At 53.9% G+C, this 24,540-nt stretch carries 19 protein-coding genes and 3 tRNA genes; 10 read left to right on the forward strand and 12 right to left on the reverse strand.

All coding sequences use genetic code 11. From position 1 onward, the window contains the following. Positions 1 to 10: 10 nt before the first annotated feature. The 10 genes from ABD920_RS03240 to ABD920_RS03285 form a co-directional block, all read right to left on the reverse strand. On the reverse strand, positions 11 to 3,163 hold the full coding sequence (locus ABD920_RS03240; RefSeq protein ID WP_345156738.1) for a transglycosylase domain-containing protein: 3,153 nt from the start codon (positions 3,161 to 3,163) through the stop codon (positions 11 to 13). A 503-nt stretch (positions 3,164 to 3,666) separates the two neighbouring features. Beyond that, positions 3,667 to 3,933 (reverse strand): hypothetical protein, encoded by a 267-nt coding sequence (locus ABD920_RS03245; RefSeq protein WP_345156739.1) that lies wholly within the window; start codon positions 3,931 to 3,933, stop codon positions 3,667 to 3,669. Positions 3,934 to 4,182: 249 nt separating this feature from the next. Then, positions 4,183 to 5,268 carry a Gfo/Idh/MocA family protein gene (locus ABD920_RS03250; RefSeq protein WP_345156741.1) on the reverse strand — a complete coding sequence of 362 codons (1,086 nt, stop codon included), beginning with the start codon at positions 5,266 to 5,268 and terminating at the stop codon, positions 4,183 to 4,185. Positions 5,269 to 5,369: 101 nt separating this feature from the next. Further along, positions 5,370 to 8,441, reverse strand: a complete 3,072-nt coding sequence (locus tag ABD920_RS03255; RefSeq protein WP_345156742.1) for a PQQ-dependent sugar dehydrogenase — start codon at positions 8,439 to 8,441, stop codon at positions 5,370 to 5,372. 439 nt (positions 8,442 to 8,880) lie between these two features. Beyond that, positions 8,881 to 9,447 (reverse strand): HAD family hydrolase, encoded by a 567-nt coding sequence (locus tag ABD920_RS03260; RefSeq protein ID WP_345156743.1) that lies wholly within the window; start codon positions 9,445 to 9,447, stop codon positions 8,881 to 8,883. Positions 9,448 to 9,510: 63 nt separating this feature from the next. Further along, a complete protein-coding gene (locus ABD920_RS03265; RefSeq protein ID WP_345156744.1) occupies positions 9,511 to 10,287 on the reverse strand; it encodes an SDR family NAD(P)-dependent oxidoreductase in 777 nt (258 codons plus the stop codon). A 183-nt stretch (positions 10,288 to 10,470) separates the two neighbouring features. Further along, entirely contained in the window at positions 10,471 to 11,373 is a 903-nt protein-coding gene (locus ABD920_RS03270) for an NAD-dependent epimerase/dehydratase family protein (RefSeq protein WP_345156745.1), read from the reverse strand. A gap of 959 nt (positions 11,374 to 12,332) precedes the next feature. Beyond that, positions 12,333 to 12,406 (reverse strand) — tRNA-Arg (locus tag ABD920_RS03275). Between the two features lie 69 nt (positions 12,407 to 12,475). Continuing rightward, positions 12,476 to 12,549 (reverse strand) — tRNA-Pro (locus tag ABD920_RS03280). 121 nt (positions 12,550 to 12,670) lie between these two features. After that, positions 12,671 to 12,757 (reverse strand) — tRNA-Ser (locus ABD920_RS03285). Positions 12,758 to 13,109: 352 nt separating this feature from the next. Between ABD920_RS03285 and ABD920_RS03290 the strand changes: the two genes are divergently transcribed. Together ABD920_RS03290 and ABD920_RS03295 are read left to right on the forward strand one after the other, a co-directional pair. Further along, entirely contained in the window at positions 13,110 to 14,081 is a 972-nt protein-coding gene (locus tag ABD920_RS03290; protein WP_345156747.1) for a VWA domain-containing protein, read from the forward strand. After that, complete coding sequence (locus ABD920_RS03295; RefSeq protein ID WP_345156748.1) at positions 14,078 to 15,040, forward strand: aerotolerance protein; 963 nt, start codon at positions 14,078 to 14,080, stop codon at positions 15,038 to 15,040. Before ABD920_RS03290 ends, ABD920_RS03295 begins: the two co-directional genes overlap by 4 nt. Before the next feature lie 10 nt (positions 15,041 to 15,050). On the opposite strand, the gene ABD920_RS03300 is transcribed toward ABD920_RS03295, so the two are convergent. Further along, complete coding sequence (locus tag ABD920_RS03300) at positions 15,051 to 15,440, reverse strand: VOC family protein (protein WP_345156750.1); 390 nt, start codon at positions 15,438 to 15,440, stop codon at positions 15,051 to 15,053. 154 nt (positions 15,441 to 15,594) lie between these two features. On the opposite strand from ABD920_RS03300, the gene ABD920_RS03305 reads away from it, so the two are divergent. From ABD920_RS03305 to ABD920_RS03315, 3 genes are all read left to right on the forward strand, one after another. Next, the gene (locus ABD920_RS03305) at positions 15,595 to 16,041 is read left to right on the forward strand and encodes a PaaI family thioesterase (protein WP_345156751.1); all 447 of its coding nucleotides are present in this window, start codon (positions 15,595 to 15,597) and stop codon (positions 16,039 to 16,041) included. 201 nt (positions 16,042 to 16,242) lie between these two features. After that, positions 16,243 to 17,427, forward strand: coding sequence for an acetyl-CoA C-acyltransferase (locus ABD920_RS03310; RefSeq protein WP_345156752.1), 1,185 nt, complete (start codon positions 16,243 to 16,245; stop codon positions 17,425 to 17,427). A gap of 215 nt (positions 17,428 to 17,642) precedes the next feature. Beyond that, on the forward strand, positions 17,643 to 18,953 hold the full coding sequence (locus ABD920_RS03315; protein WP_345156753.1) for a toxin-antitoxin system YwqK family antitoxin: 1,311 nt from the start codon (positions 17,643 to 17,645) through the stop codon (positions 18,951 to 18,953). Between the two features lie 176 nt (positions 18,954 to 19,129). Here the strand turns inward: ABD920_RS03315 and ABD920_RS03320 are convergent, their stop codons facing one another. Next, positions 19,130 to 19,942: a multidrug transporter gene (locus ABD920_RS03320; protein ID WP_345156755.1), complete on the reverse strand. Its 813-nt coding sequence runs from the start codon at positions 19,940 to 19,942 to the stop codon at positions 19,130 to 19,132. Between the two features lie 122 nt (positions 19,943 to 20,064). On the opposite strand from ABD920_RS03320, the gene ABD920_RS03325 reads away from it, so the two are divergent. The 5 genes from ABD920_RS03325 (at position 20,065) to bioA (ending at position 24,463) form a co-directional block, all read left to right on the forward strand. Beyond that, positions 20,065 to 20,283, forward strand: a complete 219-nt coding sequence (locus tag ABD920_RS03325; protein WP_345156756.1) for a hypothetical protein — start codon at positions 20,065 to 20,067, stop codon at positions 20,281 to 20,283. A gap of 44 nt (positions 20,284 to 20,327) precedes the next feature. Beyond that, positions 20,328 to 21,329, forward strand: coding sequence for a biotin synthase BioB (gene bioB / locus ABD920_RS03330; RefSeq protein ID WP_345156757.1), 1,002 nt, complete (start codon positions 20,328 to 20,330; stop codon positions 21,327 to 21,329). A gap of 9 nt (positions 21,330 to 21,338) precedes the next feature. Beyond that, positions 21,339 to 22,472 carry an aminotransferase class I/II-fold pyridoxal phosphate-dependent enzyme gene (locus tag ABD920_RS03335; protein ID WP_345156758.1) on the forward strand — a complete coding sequence of 378 codons (1,134 nt, stop codon included), beginning with the start codon at positions 21,339 to 21,341 and terminating at the stop codon, positions 22,470 to 22,472. Beyond that, positions 22,469 to 23,083 (forward strand): dethiobiotin synthase, encoded by a 615-nt coding sequence (bioD, locus tag ABD920_RS03340; protein ID WP_345156759.1) that lies wholly within the window; start codon positions 22,469 to 22,471, stop codon positions 23,081 to 23,083. Before ABD920_RS03335 ends, bioD begins: the two co-directional genes overlap by 4 nt. A gap of 63 nt (positions 23,084 to 23,146) precedes the next feature. Next, the gene (gene bioA / locus ABD920_RS03345) at positions 23,147 to 24,463 is read left to right on the forward strand and encodes an adenosylmethionine--8-amino-7-oxononanoate transaminase (RefSeq protein ID WP_345156761.1); all 1,317 of its coding nucleotides are present in this window, start codon (positions 23,147 to 23,149) and stop codon (positions 24,461 to 24,463) included. Positions 24,464 to 24,540 lie beyond the last annotated feature (77 nt).

Below are 24,540 nucleotides of genomic sequence, written 5' to 3' on the forward strand. Positions count from 1 at the left end.
GTGTACAACATCAGTTGGAATTCGCTTGCTGAGCGTTTGTTGAGCCAGGCATTCCGGCATTCTGCTCCCCTTCCTGTACGGTAAGCAGCTGGCCTTCCATTGCAGCAGCCTCCGGTATATCCCGGCATAAAGTGTTGGCTCCCGGCTCCAGGTAGGGTTGCAGCAGGGGGGCCATGCCGCGCAGCACCTGGATCGGCAATGACGAGGTGAAGTGAAAATCGTCTGCCTGGCGGCCTGGCACAAAGGCGGTCAGGGTGCCAAAATGACGATCACCCAGAAAAAAGACGAACGTGGCTGTTCGGTTCATGGCGCGGGAAGTCAGCCGGTGCCCTCCCCTGCTCACCGTCACTAGGCGGTTGTCACCCGTTCCGGTTTTGCCGCCTACCGGCAGCGGTTGCCCGGCAGCCGTGGTGAAGCCCCCCCGCAACCGGCGTCCCGTTCCTGAGCCCACAACATCCGCCAGCGCCTCGCGCACAGCGGCGGCTACTTCTGGAGCTAACACCTGCTTTCCTGTTGTCTCCGGTACTTGCAAAATGGTTTCATAGGGCGTGTTGGCAGCAAAGTGCAGCTTCTCGACCCGCACTGTCTGCCTGCGCACCCCGTTATTTAGGATAATTCCCATCAGTTCCGCGAGTGCGGAGGGCCGGTCGCCGGACGATCCGAGTGCGGTCGCGTAGGACGGCACCAGTTTGCCGAACGGATAACCGAGCTTTTCCCACCGCTTCTGTATGTCCGGGAAAGCGTCCAGTTCCAGCATCGTCCGGATGCGCGAATCGCGTGCATGCTTAAAACGCGTGCGGAAAAGCCAGGCATACACCACCTGCCGTTCGTCCTTGCTGGCTTCCACCACGTCGTCCCATCGTGCGTCCGGGTGCTGCCGCAGGTAGCTCAGCAGCCACAGTTCCAAGGGGTGGACGCGGGCCACATAGCCCTGGTCGGGAAGGTTGAAAGCGTCCGGACCGTACATATGGTAAAGTTCCATCACTCTTTTGTGGGTGAGTTTCTGGCCGGGTAAGCGCTTGCGCAGCAACTCCCCGAAGGTGACAGAATCCGTTTCCGGGTACAGGTACCGGTACGAAGCGGCTATACGGACCGGGTTCTGCCGCAAACCGCTTAACAAAAGCTCCAGGCGCTCCTCCGGCTTCCTGCCTTCGTACTTGCGCCAGAAGCGCAGCAGGTAGGTGCTCCCTTCGCGGTCGGCGAATCGGGTCAGGTACTCCCGGCGGCGCGGGTCGCGGTCGTTGGCGAGCAATTGCGCGGGGTTGCCCGCGGTCTGGTAGGTACTGTAGCGCACCAGGTCCCGCATCAGCCGCACAAAAGGCAGGTTGATAGACTCCAGGAGCGCCTCGCGCACCGTAGGCTTGCGCCCGTTGTCTGCGCTGCTGAAGTTGTGAAAGGTATGCTGCCCGCCGCCGGTAAAGAACACTTCGTTCGGGTTTGCGGAATAGCGGCGCTCCATGGCCGCATGCAGCGTGGCCGGCAGGCTCTTGTCTTTCGCACTGTCCAGGTACCTCAGCACCCAAAGCGTCAGGTTATCCTGCGGTTTTTTCAAGGCTTTGCGTAGCGCCAGTTGCGACGCACCTTCATAGCGCTTGTGTATTTCAGCGATCACTTCCAGGTAGGTGATGAACACCCGCAACTTGGCGGTGGAACCCAACTCCAGCTTGCTGCCTTCATTGATGTCAAACGGCTGATCCGTGTTGTCTGTCTGAACCCGGACCACGTTCCCCTGCGGGGTGCTTTCGAACAGGTTAAAGCTGTAGCGCACCTGCCCCGTGCCGCCGGCTGACAGCAGGCGCTCCCCAACAAGGCCGGTGGCCTTAACAAAGTCAGGGTCGCTCAGGCGGTCGAGATAGGCCGTGACCTGTTCCTGAAGGTCGTACTGCATGGTGGTGGTCGCGGACAAATCCAGTCGGTCGAGGTCGTAGAGAGGCGCGCCGAGCAGCCCGGAAAGATGGCTGCGCACCATAAGCGCTCCCTTATCCGTCTCCTTCGGCGTAACGGGGGCAGCCACGCTGAAGTCACGGAAAGCCACTTCGCTGTTGAGGCCGGCGTCCCGCAAGGCAGGGCTGATGTAGCCGTTGGCGGCCATCAGGCGCAGGTAGCTTGCTGTCAGTGCGCTCAGACTAGCGCGGCCGGCGGGGCTCAGGTAGAACGTGGGCCGGCGTTGTGCGATCATCAGGGATATCACCTGGCGCAGCGCCAGACCCTGCGCCAGCAGGCTGTCCCCCTTTGCCTCCGGGATGCGCAAGAGCTGGCTCACTTCCCCGAAATCACCGCCAAACCAAACGTGCAACCCATCTGCCAGGCCATGCACCTCGCCGTATCCGGGTGCTGCAGAGAGCGGCACGGAGTTAATGTACGAAAGCACCAGTGCCTTCCGCGCAGGGAAAGTCTCCGGCCCGCCCTGGTAAGCACGCACGCTGGCGGAAACCATCTGCCGCAGTTTCTCGCGGGGATCGGTCGTGATGCCTGACGGGGAGTGGCGGTACTTCTCCATCTGGGTGGACAGGGTGCTTCCACCAATCGTCTTGTAATCAAGGCCGATGGATCTGCCCGCCTCGAGCAGGATCGCCCGCGAGAAGCGCACCCAGTCAACGGCCGGGTTCATATAGATCCTGGCCGTGTCCAGCAGCTCCCGGTTTTCGATGAAGAGCAGCGTCTGCACCATCAGAGGCGGAAGGGACTCAAAACTGGCAAAAACCTGTCTGGGGTACAGCGACTGGTAAACAATTTCGTCGCGGCAGTCGGCAATTTTCAACCCGGCCTGGGCCTTCTCCGGATAAGGCGTAAAATAACCGCGGGACGTGTAATCCATCAGGGCGGAGGAGAAACGAGTCTGAGACGCGATCTCCATGCCACGCTGGCGAGCCCGGTCCAGCAGCTGCGGCAGCTGGGCGTAGCCGAGGCGTTTGTCGAAGGGGCCGCTTCCCGCAAACATGATCGTGTCACTTGGTCCGGGCGCCAGTCGATAGGTTAGGGAAGCTGCATAGCTGGAAATCTCTCGGGCCTGAAACTTCGAGGTATGCGCCTCATACAGCAGAGCGGCGATAACGGCACCAACTCCCAGCAGCAGCACTCCCAACAATATCCACTTCAACCAAAATCCACGTTTCTTCTCCTTCCTGTCCTCGTAGGTGGGAATGTAGTTGTTGATGACCATTTCTGGACGAGTTTAGGGTGAGTACAAAGTGAATAGAAAAAGGCTTTGTAATTTTTTCTACGTTTATTTAGACGTAAAGGTGATTTATAGACTGAAAAAATATGCGCAACCCGCGGCAAGAATTGCTTTTCAAAAAGCCGGTGCAAGGATGAGGATAGAAAGATGAGAATGCTGAATTATTTGTATTGTTTACCTTAAAAACTGCTTTTAATGCCGGTTTTATTTGCAATTTTCCTGATAAACAAACGGACACCGAGACTTTGACTTTATTGCAACAGCGGGGTCTGCAACGACAAACACTGTAAGCAAATTTAATGTCTTTCTGTTGGTGTGGCGGCGGTATAGGGCTTTAGATTTCAACTTGTGAGGTCGCGAAAAAGCTGTGGGCAAAAATCAGAAAAGCCACACACCAGGGCGCGGGTACCCGGTGTTATATATCTATTTGTGATCGTGCCCAATATGATCTTATTAGCTGCCTCTCCTATAGGTACAGCGTGGGTCGGTTATTTTAACAACCTTACTTTATACCGGTACAAGGTGCCTTCCACATGCTTTTTTGATACAACCTTACCTAGTCCTTTCTTTGTCATCAATAGCCCGTCGTATGACCCGTGGTGGTCCCCATGGTGAAACTCATATATGATATTCTCCCGCTCATCCACTACCCTGTAAGCGATGAAAACAATGGAAAGGATGATTAGCAACCCTAATCCTATCCATACCCGGATATCGTACCGATATAGTTCGATCAGCCTTTCTATTTCTTCCACAGCTGTGTATACCTTAGTTAAAAATGCGTAGTTGTGCCATTTTGTAAGTTTCGGATAGCATCAACCGGGTTTCTTCCTCAAACCCACATACCGAATAGTATATATGTCAAGCCATTAACGCGTGCAATCCCCCAAGAATTGCCATGAAGGAGGAGGAGACGGGCCTATATATAACTGCGTGATTTTAAAAGAAGCGGGTCAGGTCGCTTTTGCCATTATATGCAATCAAGGGGATACCCGTCGGGTAACTTACAGAAGCGACACAACCTGCCCTGTTCTCACAGACTCATCACAGGCGAAGGCGATCCGCAGGCTGTTGATTGCATCCTGTATATGGTCTGTCAGGTCCACATCCTCCTGTATGGCCTTAAGGAAAAAGCGTTGCTCCCGGTTGCAAAGTTCCTGGTGGTCGGGCTCGTCTTCCAGGCTGATCCAGGTATCTTCCTGCAGGAACTGATCCGCTTTGTCCAGCGCGGCATGATGAAAGCGCAGCGATTCCGTTTTGGTGTGGTCTGCCACCGAATCCGATTTTCCGGCCCCGCCTGCTTCCCTGGCTACAATCGACACCGACCCTTTGGGTCCGATCACGTCCTTCATAAAAAAAGCGGTCTCGCTCATCATCGGCCCCCAACCGGCCTCATACCACCCTACGGATCCATCCTCAAACCTGATCTGCAGCTGACCATAGTTATAATTGCCTTCCGGTATTTCCTCGGTGAGCCTGGCGCCGATGGCGCTCACCTGCACCGGCTTGGAGCGCGTCATCTGGCACATCACATCGATGTAGTGTACCCCGCAATCCACAATGGGGCTCAGGCTCTTCATCAGGTTGCGGTGGACTGTCCACATATACCCGTGGCTTTGCTGGTTGAGGTTCATGCGCATCACCAGCGGTTTGCCCAGTTCCTGGCTTAGCTGGATGAAGCGCTCCCAAGACGGGTGATGGCGCAGGATGTACCCCACCACCAGCTTTTTGCCGGCTTTACGGGCGGCCTCCGCCACCCGCTCGGCACCAGAGACGGTATCGGCCAGCGGTTTTTCGATGAACACATGGCACCCCTGCTCCAGCGCCCTGACTGCAAATTGCTCGTGGGTATCAGGGTATGTGGAGATGCAGACGGCCGCCGGTTGCGTGGCATTCAGCGCCGCTTCGAAATCCTGGAACAAAGGATAGCCGCCGCCCAGCTTTTCATTTAATGCTTCTTTGCTGCTGCCGGTGGAGACGAGTCCGCATATCTCGAAGCCGCCCAGCGTGTGGTAGGCCCAGGCATGAGCAGCGCCCATGTTTCCGCAGCCCACCACCAGGATTCGTAAAGGTTCTGTTTTATCGCGCATCGCTGAAGTTTATATATGGTCTCTTCTCAGGGTAAACCATCAGTCATGACAGTTATCGAAGTTATCGCCCTATCTCTTATATGGAAATCTCGTCCGGATTGTTATTTATTCGAGAAGTACAGCCAGTCCAGATGGAACAGGTTCTTTTGCGGGGCCTGCTCATTCGAGAACACCAGAAACACATCGTGTTTCCCTTTGCTTTCTTTCAGCGGTGCATCCAGCTCTATCCAGTCTTTTTTTGCATCAGCTGCTTTGCCTCCGGGCACAGCGACAGTACTAACCAGCGGCCCATCCACCCGATCTAACCTGACTGCTATATGGCCGCCTTCCCCTCCGGGTCGCAGGCGATACCGGATACGCTTCAGATGGGTCAGGTCGATTTGATTAAATTGCACGAAGTTTCCGTGCCTCGCGCTGGCGTATGTGAGTGCCTCTGTTGTAACAGTCTGCAGTGTGATGTCGCCGCTATCGTAATCCTCGATCTGCACCAGGGGGTTTCGCAAGGCTATATAGCTGCGCGCCGACAACGGCCCGATCCCGTTTGCACCTTTATCGGTATAACTCGCCAGCAATAAATACGACCCCTCGCTGCCCTTGCCTATATGGTCGCGCAGGGACAGGGCGCCCTGCAAGGGAAGCGATTTCTTGGTATCGCTCAAGGAAAGGATATAGCGCACAACTTCCCTGGCATCGTCAACCGACAAGTCCGGGTGGGAGGACATCATCCGCTGCCCCCAGTTGCCGCTCCCCCCTTCAATCACTTTCTGAGCCAGAATATCCGCCACGCCTGCCTTTCCTGCATACCTGGCGGCGATGGCCGTGTAGCTGGGCCCTACAGATGCCTCCTCAAACGAATGACAGGCTTTGCAATCCAGGTTGCTGAGCAGGTACTGGCCTTTCACGTGCTGCAGGTTGTCAGGGGCCTGCGGGTTGGCTAAAGCAACCGCCACATCTTTCCCGCGTGGAAGGAAGGTTAAATTCACAGCGACCTGATGGGTATCAATCGCCCCATCTTCCAGGTCGCTTACTTTCACGCTGTAGTCCAGCTCGGTATTGTCCCAATAGAAAGACTGGTTGGCAGTTGTTGCTATCGCCATCTCAGGAGGCGCATTCCCGACCTTCACTTCCACGGTGGAGGTGCTTGACTCCCCATGGTTGTCAGCTACTGTTAGGGCGACTGTATATATCCCCGGCTTGGCGAAGGTGTGCGAGACGGTTTCAGCATTTGTCTCTTTGCCTTCTATCCGCCATTGGTAGCGCAGCTTGTCCTGCTTGTCAAAGTCCTTCGAACCGGCGGCCGAAAAGCTGGCGGTGAAAGGGGCAGCCCCCTGGAAGCTACTGGTTTTGATGGTTGCCACCGGTTTCCGGTTACCTTCCGCATATTCTACGCGTATCAACCTGGCGTCCGAGTTCTTGGCAAACCAATTTGTTCCGTATTCCAGGATATAGATGGCGCCATCGGAGGCAAATTTCATGTCAGTGGGGGCGGCAAACGCTATATGGTCCAGGAAGGGCTCCATCCGCAGGTAATTCATTTCGGCATCAAAGGTCACGGCCATAAACCAGCGCCGGACCCAGTCATATATAAACAGCTTCCCATCGTAGTACTCCGGCAGCTTGTACGGGGCATCCGGATACAGATCGGCATAATAAACCGGCCCGGCCATGGCGCTCTCTCCGCCTTTGCCTACCAGGGGAAATTCTTCCGAGACGCCGTCGCCATACCAGATCATGGCGGGCTGGGCGGGCGGCAACTCGCGTATGCCAGTGTTGTTGGGGGAGTTGTTGAGGGGCTGTAGCGGGTTAAACTTCGGTCCTTCCTGCTTTGTGGCGAAATCGTAGTAAGGGAAAGCTTCATTCTGACCTAAAAAATAAGGCCAGCCAAAAAAGCCCGGCTTCCTCGCCTGGTTTATCTCATCATAGCTTAAGGTTCCGCCAGAGGCCGGCACTTTGGTATCCGGCCCTATATCCCCCCAGTACAGGAAGCCGTTTTTCATGTCCACGCTGAACCGGTATGGGTTACGATGCCCCATGGTATAGATTTCAGGGCGGGTGTTGGGCGTGCCTTTGGGGAACAGGTTGCCCTCCGGGATAGAGTAGGTGCCATCCGGCTCAGGCTTAATCCGGAGGATTTTGCCTCTCAGGTCGTTGCTGCTGGCAGCGGTGGCCTGGTCATCGGCAAGTGCCCTCCCCGGCCGCTCGTCAATTGGTATATAGCCTTCCGTTTCCTCTGCGTTTGTATTATCCCCGGTGGAAAGATAAAGCAGCCCATCAGGCCCAAACTGTATATAACCGGCCGAGTGGCAGCAGTATTGCCGCTGGGTGGGTATCTCCAGCAGCACTTTCTCCGATGCCCTGATAAGGTTGCCCTCCTTCAGTTCTAAGCGGGACAACCGGTTTACCGCTTTATCTCCGGCCACAGCATAGTAGAAGTACACCCAGTTGTTCCGGGCAAAGCCCGGGTCAAGCGCCACCCCCAGCAAGCCGTCCTCGATGCCGCTGAAAACCTCGAAATTAGCGATGGTGCTGGTCTGGTTGGTGCTGGCGTCATAAAGCTTGACGGCGCCTTTCCGCTCCACGAATAAAATATCCTTGTCAGGAAGTATTGCCAGCTGCATGGGCTCGTCCAGCCCCTGTGCCAGGGTTTGATAGGTATAGCGGCTCTCATCCGGCACCGCAAGTGTCGGGGCTTTGCTGTAATCAGGCAAGGTGTTGCCTCCGATGGCATAGGTTAGGGCGCTTTGCAGGTCTTCGGCCGAAAATCCCCGTTTGAGAATTATCAGATTGCTGGCATCCTGTTTCAGGTCTTGTCCAGCCTGCAAATCATTCCAGGCCATGAGCCAGGGCCACCCCTTTTGGGTAAGCACAGTGTCTTTTATGGCCACCACGCCCCCTCCGCCCGCCTCCAAATAGCGCTTCAGGGCGGTTATGGCCCTATGGTCTGTTGTGTTCAGGGCTGAAAAGGTGACAAGAATGCTGCTATATCGCTCCAGCGAATCCTCCCGGAAATAATGTTGGGCAGCTGCCCTATTAAAGCGCCATCCGTTGTTCTCCGCTGTGCCGGTCAGCAGTTCTTCCAGGGTTGAGTCAGTGCTGCCAGTATAAAGCAGAACCGTGGTTGCCGGGCGTCGCGAGGTGGAGGTACAGGCGGAAAAACCGAGAATTAATAACAATAGCAGGCAACTGAACCTCATGATCGTGTTTGTAGGTGGCTATAACTATATATATCAGAGAAAATTAGCTGAAACGAGAAGGAACTTGAAATATCATCTTTCTATCTCCTGACTTTGGGTGTCAGTTGCTAAAACGGTTTGCTATACTTCTCTCAATCCGTAACTGCCTACTGGAAGCGCGCTGGATGCCTCTCCTGAAGCTGGGTATTTTCTGACAGAGACTGCCAAAAATAAACACTCCTTTGTTTGTCGCTGTTGTTTTCAAGTTAGGCTTGGTCATTTATTTCAGGTTGTTCTTAAAACAAACCATCCTATATATACTTAATTCACATTCCCCCTTCCCCAGCCAAGCAATTTCACTTGATCAGGTGCCGCTCTATGTGAGCAAATACTGGAAAATGAATATAGTCTTTTACACACTACAACACAAGTAACAAAGTTAACTGAACAACTCCGTGAGGAGTGTTGAAACTGACGGACAGTAAATTTGCCTGAACGAGGTGGTGGTGACGGGTAAGGGGTGGCTGCGCCGGGCGCGGCTCCTGCAGTAAGCAGTTAGTTCATCTTTACCAGCTTCTCTGTGAGCTCCAGCAAAGTGGGGGCCGCCAATTCCGGTGCAGGGGACAGAGGATACAGCGCCTGCCCCGGGCGGGAGATAAAGGCAGCGCGCGCCGGCACGCAGAGCACCAGCCACATCCCAACCGTGGGCAGTTATCATCAGGTCGCCCAGCTGCTTTGCAGCGAAACGGTAAGGGCTTCCCTCCGGCTTAAACCTCTCCACGCTGCCCACGCTCAGGGTTTCCTCGAAAAAGCCCATCAGGCCTACCGCCTCAAGGTGCGGCACACTTGACTTAGCAGGAGAGTTTGAAAGCGTAGCCATTCGAAAGCCAACTCCCCGCAGCCTGTTAAACCCTGGTACTACGTCCGGGTGCGGCTTTGTCTCCTTTACCATCTCCACCAACTCCTTTGCATTGCCTCCGAAATGTCCCGGCCTGCTATTTTTCAAACCGGAATGGCTTCATCATTTATTAATCGCAACTAATTCCCAACTTGAATTAGCTAATAGGATTTATACTGTTACCCAACCACCATCTACTGAGAAACCTGCGCCTGTCACATAACTGGAGGCAGGACTGGCGAGGTAAAGGGCCATGCCCGCAATCTCATATAACTCACCCCAGCGCCCCATCGGAATCTTAGCAATAAAAGCCTGATATTTTTCGGGGTCGTTCGTAAGTGGTAGGTTCAAATCAGTAGCAAATGGCCCCGGTAAAATAGCGTTGACCGTAATCTGCTGCTTAGCTAACTCCATCGCCAAGGCTCGGGTCAGTTGTAGTATAGCGCCCTTACTTGTAGCATAGGGTGTGCGTTCTGGTAGGGCCGTTAAAGAGAGCATCGAACCCATGTTTATAATCCGGCCGTATCCATTCCTTTTCATGATAGGAACTACTTCCCGGCAAGTAAGCCAGGTACCAGTGACATTAATTTGCTGTACTTTATTAAAGTCATCCAAAGATACATCTTCTATAGCTCCTCTGATATTGATACCCGCAGAGTTGATTAGGATGTCTATTTTGCCAAATCTGTCGACAGTTCTTTTTACAGTTTCTATTACACTTGACTCCTCCGTCACATCGCAGCATGAACTCATACATTCGACGCCATAAGTAGATCTTATAAGCTCTTCGGCATAGCCATTTTGTTTCTTATCGCGGGCTGCAATAGAGATATTAGCGCCGGCTTCGGCTAACGCTTTCACCATGGCTAAGCCAAGTCCCCGGTTACCACCCACCACTAATGCCGTCTGCCCGTTTAATTTAAATAAATCAAGAATGCTTCCTTCCACTATATATCAGATTAAGATTTATTGTCTTCCTAATTTTCCTTTTAATGCTATTTCAAGTTCCCTCTTCAGTTCATCGACTATGTTTTGTATATGATTTCCTGCTGAACTATTTTTGTCACACCGTTAAAGCCAAGTTCATCGGGATAAATAAAGTCAATTTTTTTTGGCTTACCCAATTAGCAATTAGTCCACCTTCAAGTATTTCTGCCAGTTATGTTGTTCTCTGAACCCCAAAACTTCACGGATTTTGCGGTTGGAAAACAATGCCTCATGCTCCTCCAATTCACGGGTAATGGGCACACCAGGGAAAAACTGTTCCGCCAATTCTTTGCTGGGGATAATTGCACCGTTATGATCATTTCCAGCATTGAAAATCTGATAGCCCAGATTATCTTTTTTCAAACATAAATCCACAATTTGTCCCAGGTCCCGCGCATCAATATAACAGAACGCATTCCTGCGACGCACTTCAGGGTTTTTAAAATAATAGGGAAACAGTTCAGCGTATTCGTGCGGCTCAATCACGTTTCCGATACGAAGCGCATAAATATCAAAGCCTGACCGTCGCTGGAAGCTGCGTGCCGTTTTCTCATTCACAACCTTCGATAATCCATAGCTATCCATGGGATCAACATCATAGTCCTCCTCCAAAGGCAGCGCATGAGGGTTGGTTTTGCCGTCTGAAAAACAAATACCGTAGGTGGTCTCTGACGAAGCAATAATAATCTTTCTAATTCCAAGCTTAACAGCTGCTTCTATCACATTGTATGTGCCTATAGTATTAACTCGAAAAGTTTCATTATCAGGTTTGATCAAGATCCTGGGCACAGCAGCAAAATGTACTACAGCATCAAATTGCGGTACGCCATTACCTGGTTCCAACTCATCTAACCCGGCATACGAACTCATGGCATTGAACATTTGTCCGGAATCCGTAATATCCGCTATCAGGTTATCCACCCCTTGGTAATCTAAAGGCACCAGATCTACATTCATTACTCTATGCCCTTGGTCGAGAAGGTAAGGTATTACATGCTTTCCTGCTTTTCCCGATCCCCCTGTAAAAAATATTCGCTTTTTAGTCATATATTCTCCTGATTAATAATGATTTCATTTTTTCACCAGCTATATAGGTGCGCGCTGCCTGTTTCAGGTTAGTTTCAACATTAGTGTTTACAAATGTAGGATTGATGGAAACCCAGGTTTAGTGACTGTTAATGATCAATTAACCTGGATTTGATGTTTCTTTCTATATGCAAAGGCCTCTGCGTAGCAACGGTTTGTAAATTCATGGTTGCGCGTTCGTTATCCTTTCTTGTGTCTTTTGTTAACCTACCTATGAGCCCCTGCTTTTGAATCAAAGGATAACCTTTGTCTATTAATGATCTTAACTTTCCTGCCTCGCAGAGTTCTTTTAAGCAAGATCAGTTCTTCAACCTTTAGCTTAAAATTGCTTGATGAAGAAAGCCTGTTTAGATAGATTCCTGACTTCGTCATAGATCTTTTACGTTTAGAGGATGTAATCTTGCCAACTGCATCAAAAATAACGTCATAAATATTACTGCTATGTGTAAAATCTTCCAGTCTGTAATCAATAAGCTTATCGGATCCCAGAGATTTTACCACTTCTAAATTCATAGTACTTCATACTCCTGTGATTTCTGCCCAAAAGTGCTCGGCAAGCTGTATTGCAAAAGTTCCAACACTACCAGAAGTTCCATAAATTAACACCTTTTGGTCCTTCTAAATAGTAGCTTTTTTAAGATTAAGCAAGGCGACTAATCCACCATTAGAAAGCATAGCGGCCTCCTCATAAACAAATTGGTTGGCTTTATCGAAAAAATCTCATTTTCAAGTACTATATAAATAAGATCAGCAAAAATATTATGAAAAAAATCAGGGGCACACCTCTTGAAGAGCCATGATAATACATCCTTGTACAAGAATGCGAATCAGTAAAGTTTAAGGAAAAATAAAGGAGAAACGTTGTGTGCGAATAAAAAAAGCACTTACAAGTTATACCTTATAAGTGCTTTATAATGAAGTGATCCCGTTTGGATTCGAACCAAAGACCTACTGCTTAGAAGGCAGTTGCTCTATCCAGCTGAGCTACGAGACCATTGTTTGCGGGGAAGCGATGAACTTCCTTTAAACAAAAAATTTCGGAATCGCTTCCGAAATTTTTTAGTCGGGGTGGCAGGATTCGAACCTACGACCTCCACATCCCAAATGTGGCGCGATACCGGGCTACGCTACACCCCGAACTATTTTGCTCTTAATCACAACAGCTTTCTGAGCGGCCGTTACAACTAATTGCGGTGCAAAGATAAGTGAAGATTTGAAAGTGGCAAACACTTTTCACAGAATTAAAATCATTCACTTGCGGAGAGGGGGGGATTCGAACCCCCGGTACCCTTACGAGTACGGCAGTTTAGCAAACTGCTGGTTTCAGCCACTCACCCACCTCTCCGGGCTCATTCTGCTAATGAGAATGCAAACATACTACATTCGGTTTAACCCTGCAATAGCCCCTTTCAAAATTTAAGCCGCCGCACAGCAATTTGTCAATCCGCCGCAGGGTAACTGTTTGATTCCTTTCTGCTTGCTCTGCCCATTATTCTTAAAAAATATTCCGAAGGGCCCGGTGCACGGCGGCGGCTGGCTGGGGCCCTTTGCCTGCCCTGCACGGGGCATGCAAGAAACAGGCTCCCACCCGGTGCCGGCAGAATAATAAATATGGCGCGCTTTCGTATATTTGTAAGTGGCAGCGCCCGCAAGTTATATATACAAAGCTGTCCGTTCATCTTCCGCTGCCTGTAAACATGACCTGGTACCAGACCCTGACCCTGCTCGAACTCCTGTTCGGCGGCCTGTTCTTCGGGCTGTACGTGGGCTACCTGCTCCGCGTGCGCCGGGTGGCGCTCTTTTTCAGGCAGCGGCCGTATGTTGTCTGGTTTAAGTTTGTGCTACGCCACCTCTACGTGCTCCTCCTCCTTGTTGCCCTGCTGGGCCCTTCTTTCGGGGCGATGAAAAAAGAGATCAGGACCATCGGCAAAGACCTGTACATCGCCGTGGACCTTTCGCAGTCGATGAACGCGACGGACGTGCAGCCATCACGGCTGGAAAAGGCGAAGCACGAGATCCAACGCCTGATCGCACGCTTCAACTCCGACCGGATCGGCCTGATGATCTTCTCAGATGAGGCCTATATCCAGAGCCCCCTCACCTACGACCAGAATGCCCTGCAGCTGTACACGCACACCCTCACCACCAGCCTGGTGCCCCACTCCGGCACCGACTATCAACCCGTGCTGCAGCTCACACTTGATAAGCTAAAACAGGTAGACCAACCCGGGGCGGCCGAGCAAAAGGCCCGGGTGCTGGTGCTCATCAGCGACGGCGAGGACTTCGGCGGAGAGGTGGAGGCGCTGGCCGCGCAGCTACAAGCGCAGAATATCCGGGTATACACGCTGGGGATCGGTACGGTGGAGGGCGGCCGCATACCGGTAGGCAATGGCTACAAGAAGGACCGTGAAGGCCAGTTTGTGACGACAAGCCTCAACCCAACGCCCCTGATGCAACTGGCCGACCTGACCGGCGGGCAGTATTTTGAGGTAAGCGACCGCGTGAGCGAAGTAAGCAGGCTCATCACCGCCATCAACAACATAGAGGGCGAGCTGCGCGAAAGCAAAACGATAGATGTGACCGCGAACAAATATATTTACCCGCTGGCGGTGGCGCTGTTCCTGATTGTACTGGATGTGCTGATCACCGTGAAGCTGATCCGCATATGAAGCCCCTGCTCCTCCTTCTTTTTGTGGCCAGCATCTTCAACGGCGGCCTGAACGTGATTTCACGAATCAATGAGTACTCCCGGCGCGCCGCCGCCGCCTACGCACAGGGCGCGTACCTGGAGGCCGTCACTGCCTACAGATACCTGGTGCACGACCTGCAGGTACACGACGAACAATTGCAGCTGAACCTGGCGCATGCCAGTTACCGGGCTGGGCTGTGGGCCGAGGCACAGGAGGAGTACGGTCTCCTGGCCAATTACGACAACCGCCGCTTGCGGGCCGTTGCAAGCCTGCAGCTCGGCAACATCGCCACGAAACAGAGAAAATACCGGCAGGCGCTCGCGCTGTTCAAGGCGGCGCTCGTGGCAGCGCCCGAAAACGACGCAGCACGTTATAATTACGAACTGCTGCGGAAGTACATCGCCCTGCACCCTGAAACCCCCGAAGACACCCCTGAAAAGGAACAGCACGCCCCCGAGGAAGGGCAGGGAGCCGACAGCCTCGCCTCGCCTCCACCGGCCGGGGAGCTGGAGCCACAGCCCAAAAAGAAGCCGGATGCAAACGGCACCACAGAGGAGGAGATAGAGCAGCCTGCACCGGCAGCGAACGGCCGGCAGCAGCAGAGCGCGGGTGCGGACAGGCAGGACAATGGCAGAAGCACCCCTGGCGGGGAACAGGAACGGGCCCAGGAAAGCGGCAGGGAAGCCGGTGAAACGGAAGGCATCAACCCGGAGGGGCAGCCCGATAGCGGGCAACAGCAGCGGGGCAGCAGCGCAGAGGGCGTATCGGAGGGAGATGCGCGGGCGCAGATGCGGCGGACGCGTTTGCAGCAAATGAACATGAGTCCCGAGAAGGCGCGCCTGCTCCTCGATGCCATGCGCAATGCGGAACTTCAGTATCTGCAGCAGCTCCCCAAAAAATCGAGCAAGGCACCGGATCCGTCTAAGCCCGACTGGTAGCGTACCGCTGTCAGAGCCGGATGTCCGGCGTATGCGCCACCTCCAGCACAAACCCGTTCGGGTCCCGGAAATCGACGGTATAGTATGATGCGTTGTACTGCGGCATCGGCTGTGGACCGCGGATAACAGTGCCGCCCGTGCTTCGGAGCCACGCCCCCACCCTGTCCACCACGTCGCGGCTGGCGGCATGGAAACAGATATGGCGCACGCCCAGGCTGTCTTGCAGCGGCACCGGCACCTCTTTGAAGTAGATCTCATGCACACCGCAGCTAAAAGAGGTGCGTGTGAGCTCGTGCCACCCGATCAGGGGGAAAAGCCGGCTGTAAAACGCAAGGGATTCCTCCAGGTCCTTCACCCAGAACTCGAGGTGGCTGATGCCCACGCCGTATTGGTAACTCATATCGTAGACCGTTTCGAATTATGATCGAAGCTATAAAAGCGCCGGGATATATAAAAATAGAAAAACAGAAGGCGCACGGTACAACCCATAGCGCTGTTCTGAACATTATTTTACCGTAAACGCCAACAAACCCAACCATCTCTAAACCCGAAGAATGAACGATACCAACCATTACCGCCGGCTGGAGCGGCTCTACCACCAGGCCAACGTACAGCAGCTGTTTCATGGCAGCAGCATCCGCGTAACCCAGTCCGGGGCGGAGATCTCCTTGCCCGTGGACCCGGCATTTTTCCATGGGGCTGGTGCCGTACACGGCGCGGTCTACTTTAAGCTGCTCGACGATGCGGCTTATCTCGCGGTGGCGTCGGTCGTACGGGACGTTTTTATCGTCACCTCCTCATTTCAGCTGAACCTGCTCAGACCCATAACCGGTGGCACCCTGAAAGCGGTAGGCACCCTCCGCTCCAGAAGCAGGCAGCTGTTTGTAGCAGAATCCACGCTTTACAATGAGCGCGGCAAGGAAGTGGCGTTTGGCACTGGGCAGTTCCTAAAGACAGAGCAGCCTCTGGATCGGCTGGAGGGATATATGGACCCGTTCTGACATGGGGCTGGGAGGACCCATATACAGCGGGGAATTAACTCTAACCCATATACAGCTTCCTTCTCCACCATATATAATATCCAAGCCTTGGCGTTCATATTTAAGCATCTCTCTGGGGCTACTCCCCTTGCCTAGCGAACGTTTGGTTTTATGTCTGAATCTTGGTAATTTCAGGGGACAAAACCAATGAACGATAAAACGATGCAAACGAGAGAAGTATATATAATATCGGCTGTCAGAACGCCGATTGGCAGTTTCGGGGGAGCGTTGGCGAGCCTCTCAGCCACGCAGCTGGGTGCTGCAGCCATAAAAGGCGCTCTGGAGAAAGCCGGCCTAGACAAAGGCCTCGTGCAGGAGGTGATCATGGGGAACGTGCTCTCCGCCAACCTGGGCCAGGCACCTGCCCGGCAGGCCGCCATATTTGCCGGCCTAGGCTATGAAGTGGAATGTACCACCGTAAACAAAGTGTGTGCCTCAGGCTCGAAAGCCATTATGTTCGCCGCTCAGGCCATTATGCTGGGCCACAAGGATGTGATCGTGGCGGGAGGCATGGAGAACATGTCGAATGTGCCGTATTACCTTGAGAAGGCCCGTTTCGGTGCCAAGCTGGGGCACGGCGAGATGACGGACGGTTTGCTGAAGGACGGCCTTTGGGACGTGTACAACAACTTCCATATGGGCAATGCCGCCGAAAATACCGCCCGCGAAATGAAGATTACGCGCGAGATGCAGGATGAGTACGCCATCGGCTCCTACAAAAAAGTGGCGGCGGCTAATGAGGCCGGCTTGCTGAAAGACGAGATTGTGCCGGTAGAGGTTCCGCAGCGGGGCAAGGACCCGATCCGGGTGACGGAAGACGAGGAGTTCCGCAAAGTGAACTTTGAGAAGATACCCGGCCTGCGCCCGGTGTTCGACAAGGAGGGAACCGTGACGGCCGCCAATGCCTCCACGCTGAACGACGGTGCCGCGGCCATCCTGCTGATGAGCAAGGAGAAGGCAGATGAGCTAGGCCTGAAGCCGATTGCCAGGATCCTGGGCTTTGCAGACGCAGAGCAGGACCCGATCTGGTTCACCACCACCCCATCGCTGGCCATTCCGAAGGCGCTTAAAAACGCCGGCGTCGACGCATCCGACGTGGACTTTTATGAAATTAACGAGGCCTTCTCCGTGGTGTCTATCGCCAACAACCAGAAGCTTGGCCTGGAAGGCGGCAACGTGAACGTGTTCGGCGGCGCCGTATCGCTGGGCCACCCGCTGGGGGCCTCCGGCGCCCGCATTGTGGCCACGCTCTGCAACGTGCTCGACAAAAAAGGCGGCAAGATCGGGGTAACCGGTATCTGCAACGGCGGCGGCGGGGCCTCATCAATCGTGCTGGAAAAAATGTAGCTTTCCCCTTCAAGGCATATAATTTGCAGGAAGCCTTACGTTCATCACGTAAGGCTTCCTTTTTTATACCGTTTTATATATAGAAGACCGGCTTAAGCGACTTGATTGAATCCTTGTAACCGGAATCTTGTTCCTGCATTTGAATATTCTGCAGATGAAAACAGCTTGTCTTCCTCTGCTCAATACATAAAAAACCTGCTATCAATAAGTTATATATGTTTAAGCTGCTGCTGATCCCGATGCTGTGCCTGCTCTACACCTTTTCAACGGCGCAGACCAAAGTCACCACCTACCACGACGAAGCCCGGACACAGGTGAAAGAGGTGTACTATATGACGGAGGATTCGTCAATCGTCGGCTATTATAACCGCTATTACCCTACGGGGGAGCGGGAGGCGCTGATGAAATTTGTGGCGGGAAAGAAAGACAGTGTGTATACAGAATTTTACCCGGACGGCACCCCGAAGCTGCAACTAAGCTATGTGCAGGATGTAAAACAGGGTCCGTTCAAGGCCTACCAGCCGGACGGGACCCTGCTGCAGGAAGGCAGCTACGAAAACGACAAGCAAAGCAAGCTGTTCAAAACCTTCTACAACGACGGCAAGGTGAAAAAAGAGACGGAGTTCGTGAACGGTTTCCCGGAGGGGCTGGTGCGGGAGTATTACCCGGATGGGAAGCTGAAGTCTGAGATCACGTACAGCAACAGCAACCAGAACGGCCCGGCCAAAACCTATTTCCCGAATGGGAACATCGAAACGGATGCCACCTACCGGAACGGCATGCTGGAGGGCTCCTACAAAACCTACTTCGACAACGGCCAGCTCCAGACCGAGGTGCAGCATGCTGCCGGTGAGAAAGACGGCACTTTCAGGAGCTACTATAAATCGGGCAAACTGAGCACGGAAGGCGGCTTTATGGCCGGCAAAATGCACGGACAGTCAAAGTCGTACTATGAGAACGGCAGCCCGCGCAGCGTTATCAATTACAGGAACGGCAACCCGGCGGGGCTCACGCAGTTCTTCTACGAGAACGGAAGCCTGCGCGAAGAGGCCAGCTACAGCAACAACGGCAGCGACAGCAAAATCACCACCTACTATGCCTCCGGCCATCTAAAGGCAGAGGAGCAGTTCAAGGATAAAAAGCGCAGCGGCAACTGGAAAATCTATTTCGATGCCCCGGGCAAAAAAGTGGAGGTCAGCGAAAGCTACAGCAACGACAAGCTCACCGGCGACCGCCTGACCTACCATGAGAATGGCGCGGTTAAAACAAAAGTAAAGTACGAAGCGAATAAAATCGTGGGCATCAGCAATGCGTTTTACCCGTCTGGCGAACTCAAGTCAGAAACTAACCACAAAGACGGCCTCCGCTTCGGGCCTTACAAACAGTATTTTGAAAGCGGCAAAATAGAGGTAACGGGCCAGTTCCGGAACAACAAGGAGACCGGCGCCTGGAAATATTTCGATGAACAGGGAAAGCTACTAAAAACGGTTATATACCGGAACGGTGAGGTGCAGGAGGAAAAATAAGCAGCCGTGAAAGCCGCTGGATTGTGGCGGCTTTCCCTTTGTCTCCTATAAAACTAAAGTTGCGATTTACCCGCCCCTCCGAGGAGGTGAATAGATTACCTCTTTTCGGGATTTCCCTCCTCGGAGGGGCAAGGGGTGGGTTACATTTCTGAAAATACAGTTAATCGTCAATCGGGTTATATATATTTTTCCCTCACCACCGCCCCAGTTGCCTTTTGGTCATATACCCGCTCCCCTCTCCCGGTGGCCGGCTTTTCAGCAGCGATATATACCTGCGCCCTGGCAGCAGCCAGATAGTCGAGCAGGGCATATATAAACACCACCACCGCGCTCATCTCCAGCAATTCCTCGGCACAGTATAACACTTTGTTGTATATATGGTTGAGGCCGTACATCTTATAGAAGTACCCTTCAAACAACTCCAACCCGATCGCGCCGGCCACAAACATAAAACCTGAGAGCAGGAACAGATTCCGCGTAAGGGCAGGCAGCCGCAGCACGAAACCGATGAAATAGGCGGCTACCGCCAACGCCAGCACGCCGTAGGGCACCACCCACGCCCAATACAGCAGCCCCCGAAGGTCTGTTGGCAGGCGCGGCCTGACCACATCAGCCAGAAACTCGTGTATCTGCACGGTTTCGTCAACAGCCATGAAAAGCAGGACGAAACCCAGGAGCAGCCATTTACGCCTATCCACTTTGTCGTCCTTTTTCAGCGCGTGCACCAAAAACAGCAGCCCCGCCGCCACAAGCAGGATGACGGATGAGAAAAAAGTGGGCACATTGTGCTCCTCGTTAAAGTCGAAACTGCGGGACAGGGAAGAAAGGAACCTGGATTCCATTCCGGAATAGTTCTCATAGTAAATACTCACCAGGTTGGCAAGCAGCAGCAGGAATATGACGATAGCCAGCGCTTTTGTGATCTGGTAGGGAGAGAGGTGAAAGGCTTGCCGGGGTGTGAGCGAAGCGTGCGTAGAGGGTTCTTGCATACGGGTGGTGTTTGGTAGGCTGATAATTCCTGAAACGCCTGCTTACGATAGAGCGCTGCAACTTGTTATCAACCGCAAACAAAACTGTACTAACCATATATAGCCTGAGACTCTCAGACCGCATGTCTGAAGAAGGGGCTGCTTTAGAGCATGCAGGCCACCGCGCTTGCTTCCGCGGGAGCGCGATGAGCGGCAAGGCAATGAACAGGAAAGCCGTAGGTGCAAACGCCGGGCTGCAGGGAATGCACAAATTCACAAACCAATTTTTCCACAGAAAAGCATCACAAGCAGAATTACTTAAGGAATTATCCACCAAAACCGCCCTTACTTTTGATTTTTAATTCCTAAATCTTCAAATTACCTTCGTAACCTAAACACGAGTAGCATGACCGAAAACGGACCGAAAGCAGACATCAGAACCGACTGGGATCTGGAGGAGATAAAAGCGATTTATTACAAGCCCGTGCTGGAGCTGATAGTGGAGGCAGCCAATGTGCACAAGCAGTACCAGGCCACCGGCGAGGTGCAGGTTTGTACCCTTTTGTCCGTTAAAACAGGTGGCTGCCCGGAGGATTGCGCTTACTGTCCGCAGGCGGCCCGCTACCACACTGAGGTGGAGGTGCACAAACTGCTGAGCCAGGAGCAGGTGCTGGCCTCTGCCCGCCGCGCCAAGGAAGGCGGCTCCACCCGCTTCTGCATGGGCGCCGCCTGGCGCGAGGTGCGCGACAACCGCGACTTCGACAAGGTGCTGGACATGGTGCAGGGCGTGAACGAACTGGGGCTGGAGGTATGCTGCACCCTGGGTATGGTGAACGAGTACCAGGCAGAGCGCCTGAAAGAGGCCGGCCTATATGCCTACAACCACAACCTCGACACCTCCGAAGAAAACTATTCGAATATCATTACCACGCGCACCTATGGCGACCGCTTAGACACGCTTGACAACGTGCGCAAGGCGGGGATCTCTGTTTGCTCGGGCGGCATCATTGGCCTGGGAGAGACGGACGAGGACCGCATCGGCATGTTATATACCCTCTCCACCCTGGAGCAGCACCCGGAATCGGTGCCGGTGAATGCACTGGTGCCAGTAAAAGGCACGCCGCTGGAGAACCAGCCGCGCGTGTCGGTTTGGGAAATGGTGCGCATGATTGCCACCGCCCGTATCCTGATGCCGAAAACCATGGTGCGCCTCTCGGCCGGGCGCGAGCAGATGGACGTAACGGAGCAGGCGCTCTGTTTCCTGGCGGGCGCCAACTCCATCTTCACCGGCGAAAAACTGCTCACCACACCCAACCCGGATTTTGACCAGGACAAAGCCATGTTTGCACTGCTTGGTCTTTCTCCGCGCAAATCATTCAAAGAGGAAACACAGCCGGAGGTGGTTTAACAACCGCTTATGGACCTGCATATACGCTTACAGCAAAAGCTGGCGGAGCGGGCGGCGCAGGGCAACCTGCGCCAGCTCAAAACCACCGCCGGCCTCACCGACTTCTGCTCAAACGACTACCTGGGCCTTGCCCGGTCCGAAAACCTGCGGGCCTATATAAAGGCGGCGGAGCAGCAGTACAACCATTTACCGTTGGGGGCAACCGGCTCCCGGCTCCTCTCCGGCAACCATCTGCTGTTTGAGGAACTGGAGGAAACGATCGTGCAATACCACCAAGGGGAGGCAGCCCTGCTGTACAACTCCGGGTATGCGGCAAATGTCGGGCTCCTGTCTGCCCTGCCGCAGCGCGGCGACACGGTATTCTACGACGAGGCCAGCCACGCCTCCATGAAGGATGGCCTGCGCCTGAGCTTCGCCAAAAGCTACAGTTTCCGGCACAACAGCGTGCAGGACCTGCAGCAAAAAATGCGGCTGGCCACCGGGCAGGTATATGTGGTGGTGGAGTCGGTGTATTCCATGGAGGGTGACCGGGCGCCGCTGCAGGAACTGGCACTGTTGTGCCGCACCTATAACGCCGCCTTGATCGTGGACGAGGCCCATGCCGTGGGGCTCTATGGGGAGAAAGGAGAAGGACTGACGGTAGCCCTAGGGTTAGAAAACGAGGTATTTGCCCAGGTCATCACCTACGGCAAGGCCATGGGAGCCCATGGGGCCGCCGTCGTCGGGCCGCGGGTGCTGCGCGACTTCCTGATCAACTACAGCAGGGCCTTTATCTATACCACCGGTTTGCCGACGCATGCCCTGATCGCGTTGAAATGCGCCTACCAATTGCTGCCGCAACTAAATGAAGCGCGCAGCCAGGTGAAAGCGATGGCCAGCTACTTGTTTGAGCAACTGAACAAGATAAACGGCCTCCGCTGCGCACCCGAAGCGAGTGTGATCCTCTCGGTATATATGGAGGAAGGCGGTCCCGGCAAGCTGAAGGCGCTGGCTTCGTTTTTACAGGCGGAGATGTTTGACGTGCGCCCCGTGCTAAGCCCCACCGTGCCGCAAGGCCGGGAACGCCTGCGCGTGATCGTGCATGCCTATAATACGACAGAAGAAATTGAAGGCCTCGCAAAGGCCATAGCCAAAGGAATATGAAAAGTTATTTTATCACCGGCATCGGAACGGATGTGGGCAAAACAGTTGCCGCCGCCATCCTCACCGAGGCCTTGCAAGCCGACTACTGGAAACCTGTGCAGGCAGGCGCCCTGGACTTCACCGATACCGACACTGTCAGGAGCCTGGTGTCTAACCCTGTCTCCGTTTTTCACCCGGAAGCCTACCGCCTGAAGATGGCAGCTTCCCCGCACCGTGCCGCCGCCGCCGAAGGCATTGAGATTGATGTGCACAACATGCACCTGCCGCAAACAGAGAATAACATCGTGGTGGAGGGTGCCGGTGGGTTGATGGTGCCCCTGAACAAACGCTTCCTGATGCTGGACCTGGTGCAGCAACTAGGGCTGGAGGTGGTGCTGGTGTCGCGGAACTACCTGGGCAGCATCAACCACACGCTGCTGACGGCCGAGGTGCTGCGCTACCGCAAAGTGCCGGTGGCCGGCATAATCTTCAACGGCGAGGAGAATGCCGCCTCCGAGGATTTTATCGTAAAGTACACCGGCCTGCGCCGGCTGCCATCTATCCGCCAGGAAGCTGACTTCTGCAAAGAAGCCGTGGCCGCCTACGCCAAAGAGTTCGAGTCCAGTTTGTAAATTGAAATCAGGCTAATTTGAAAGAACCACTACATACTTAATATTACCTCTTACCCCAATACCATGAGCTTAGCCCACCGCGACCAGAACGTGATCTGGCACCCCTACACGCAGATGAAGACGGCCGCACGGCCGATTCCCATCGTTCGGGGGGAAGGGGCTTTGCTATACGCAGAAGACGGCAAGGCCTATATAGATGCGGTGTCGTCGTGGTGGGTGAATTTGCACGGGCACGCGCACCCTTATATAGCCGGCAAAGTGGGGGCGCAGCTGCAAACGCTGGAGCACGTTATTTTTGCCGGTTTCACCCACGCACCGGCCGTAGAGCTCGCCGAGCGCCTGCTGCAGATACTCCCGTCAGGCCAAAGCCGCATGTTTTATTCTGACAATGGCTCCACGGCGGTGGAAGTGGCCCTGAAAATGGCCATCCAATACTGGAACAACCTCGGAAAACCCAGGAAGAAAATCATCGCCTTCCGCGACAGCTACCACGGCGACACGTTCGGGGCGATGGCTGTGAGCGCCCGAAGCGCCTTTACGGCTCCCTTCTGGCCGTACCTGTTTGAGGTGGAATTTGTGGAGGTGCCTGTTTCCGGGAAAGAGGAAGAGGCGATCAGGCAATTAGAGGCATATGCTGTACGTGGTGATGTGGCTGCTTTTATATATGAGCCGCTGGTTCTAGGCACCGCGGGCATGGTGATGTACACGCCGGAGGTGTTGGATAAACTTCTCCATATATGCCGGCAGCACGGCATCCTGGCCATCGCGGACGAAGTGATGACCGGCTTCGGCCGCACCGGCCGAACCTTCGCCTCTGATTTCCTGCACCAGAAGCCGGACATTGTCTGCCTTTCGAAAGGGCTGACGGGCGGTACGATGGCCTTGGGCGCAACCACCTGCAACGAGCGGATATATGCGGCTTTCCTGGATGAGGACAAAAGCAAAACGCTTTTCCATGGCCACAGCTACACCGCAAACCCGGTGGCCTGCGCGGCCGGCTTGGCCAGCCTCGACCTGTTGCTGCAAGAAGAGACGCAAACCAGCATCAGCCGCATCTGCAATAGCCATGGGGCTTTTGCACAGCGCATCAGCCACCTTCCCTCTATACAAGAGGTGCGGCAGCGGGGCACCATACTGGCCGTGGAATTCAGAGACACTTCTGCTTCTTATTTCAGCGAGCTGCGGGATACGCTCTACAGCTTTGCCTTAGACCATGGCGTGATTCTCCGACCGCTCGGAAACATCATCTACGTGATTCCCCCCTACTGCATCACAGCAGAGCAGCTCGGGCAGGTGTATCAGGTTATATTGGGAATGCAGGAGGTGGTTTCCGGGGAAAAAGCGTACCCGCGCCCGGAGCAAACGATGCTCCACGATTAGCACATACAAAAAAGTTACCTATCCTACTTATTCTCCACTGCTTCTGCCGTTGAAATAGTCTGCGATTAATCTTTTAC

Source organism: Pontibacter saemangeumensis (assembly GCF_039541895.1).
GTDB classification, from domain to species: domain Bacteria; phylum Bacteroidota; class Bacteroidia; order Cytophagales; family Hymenobacteraceae; genus Pontibacter; species Pontibacter saemangeumensis.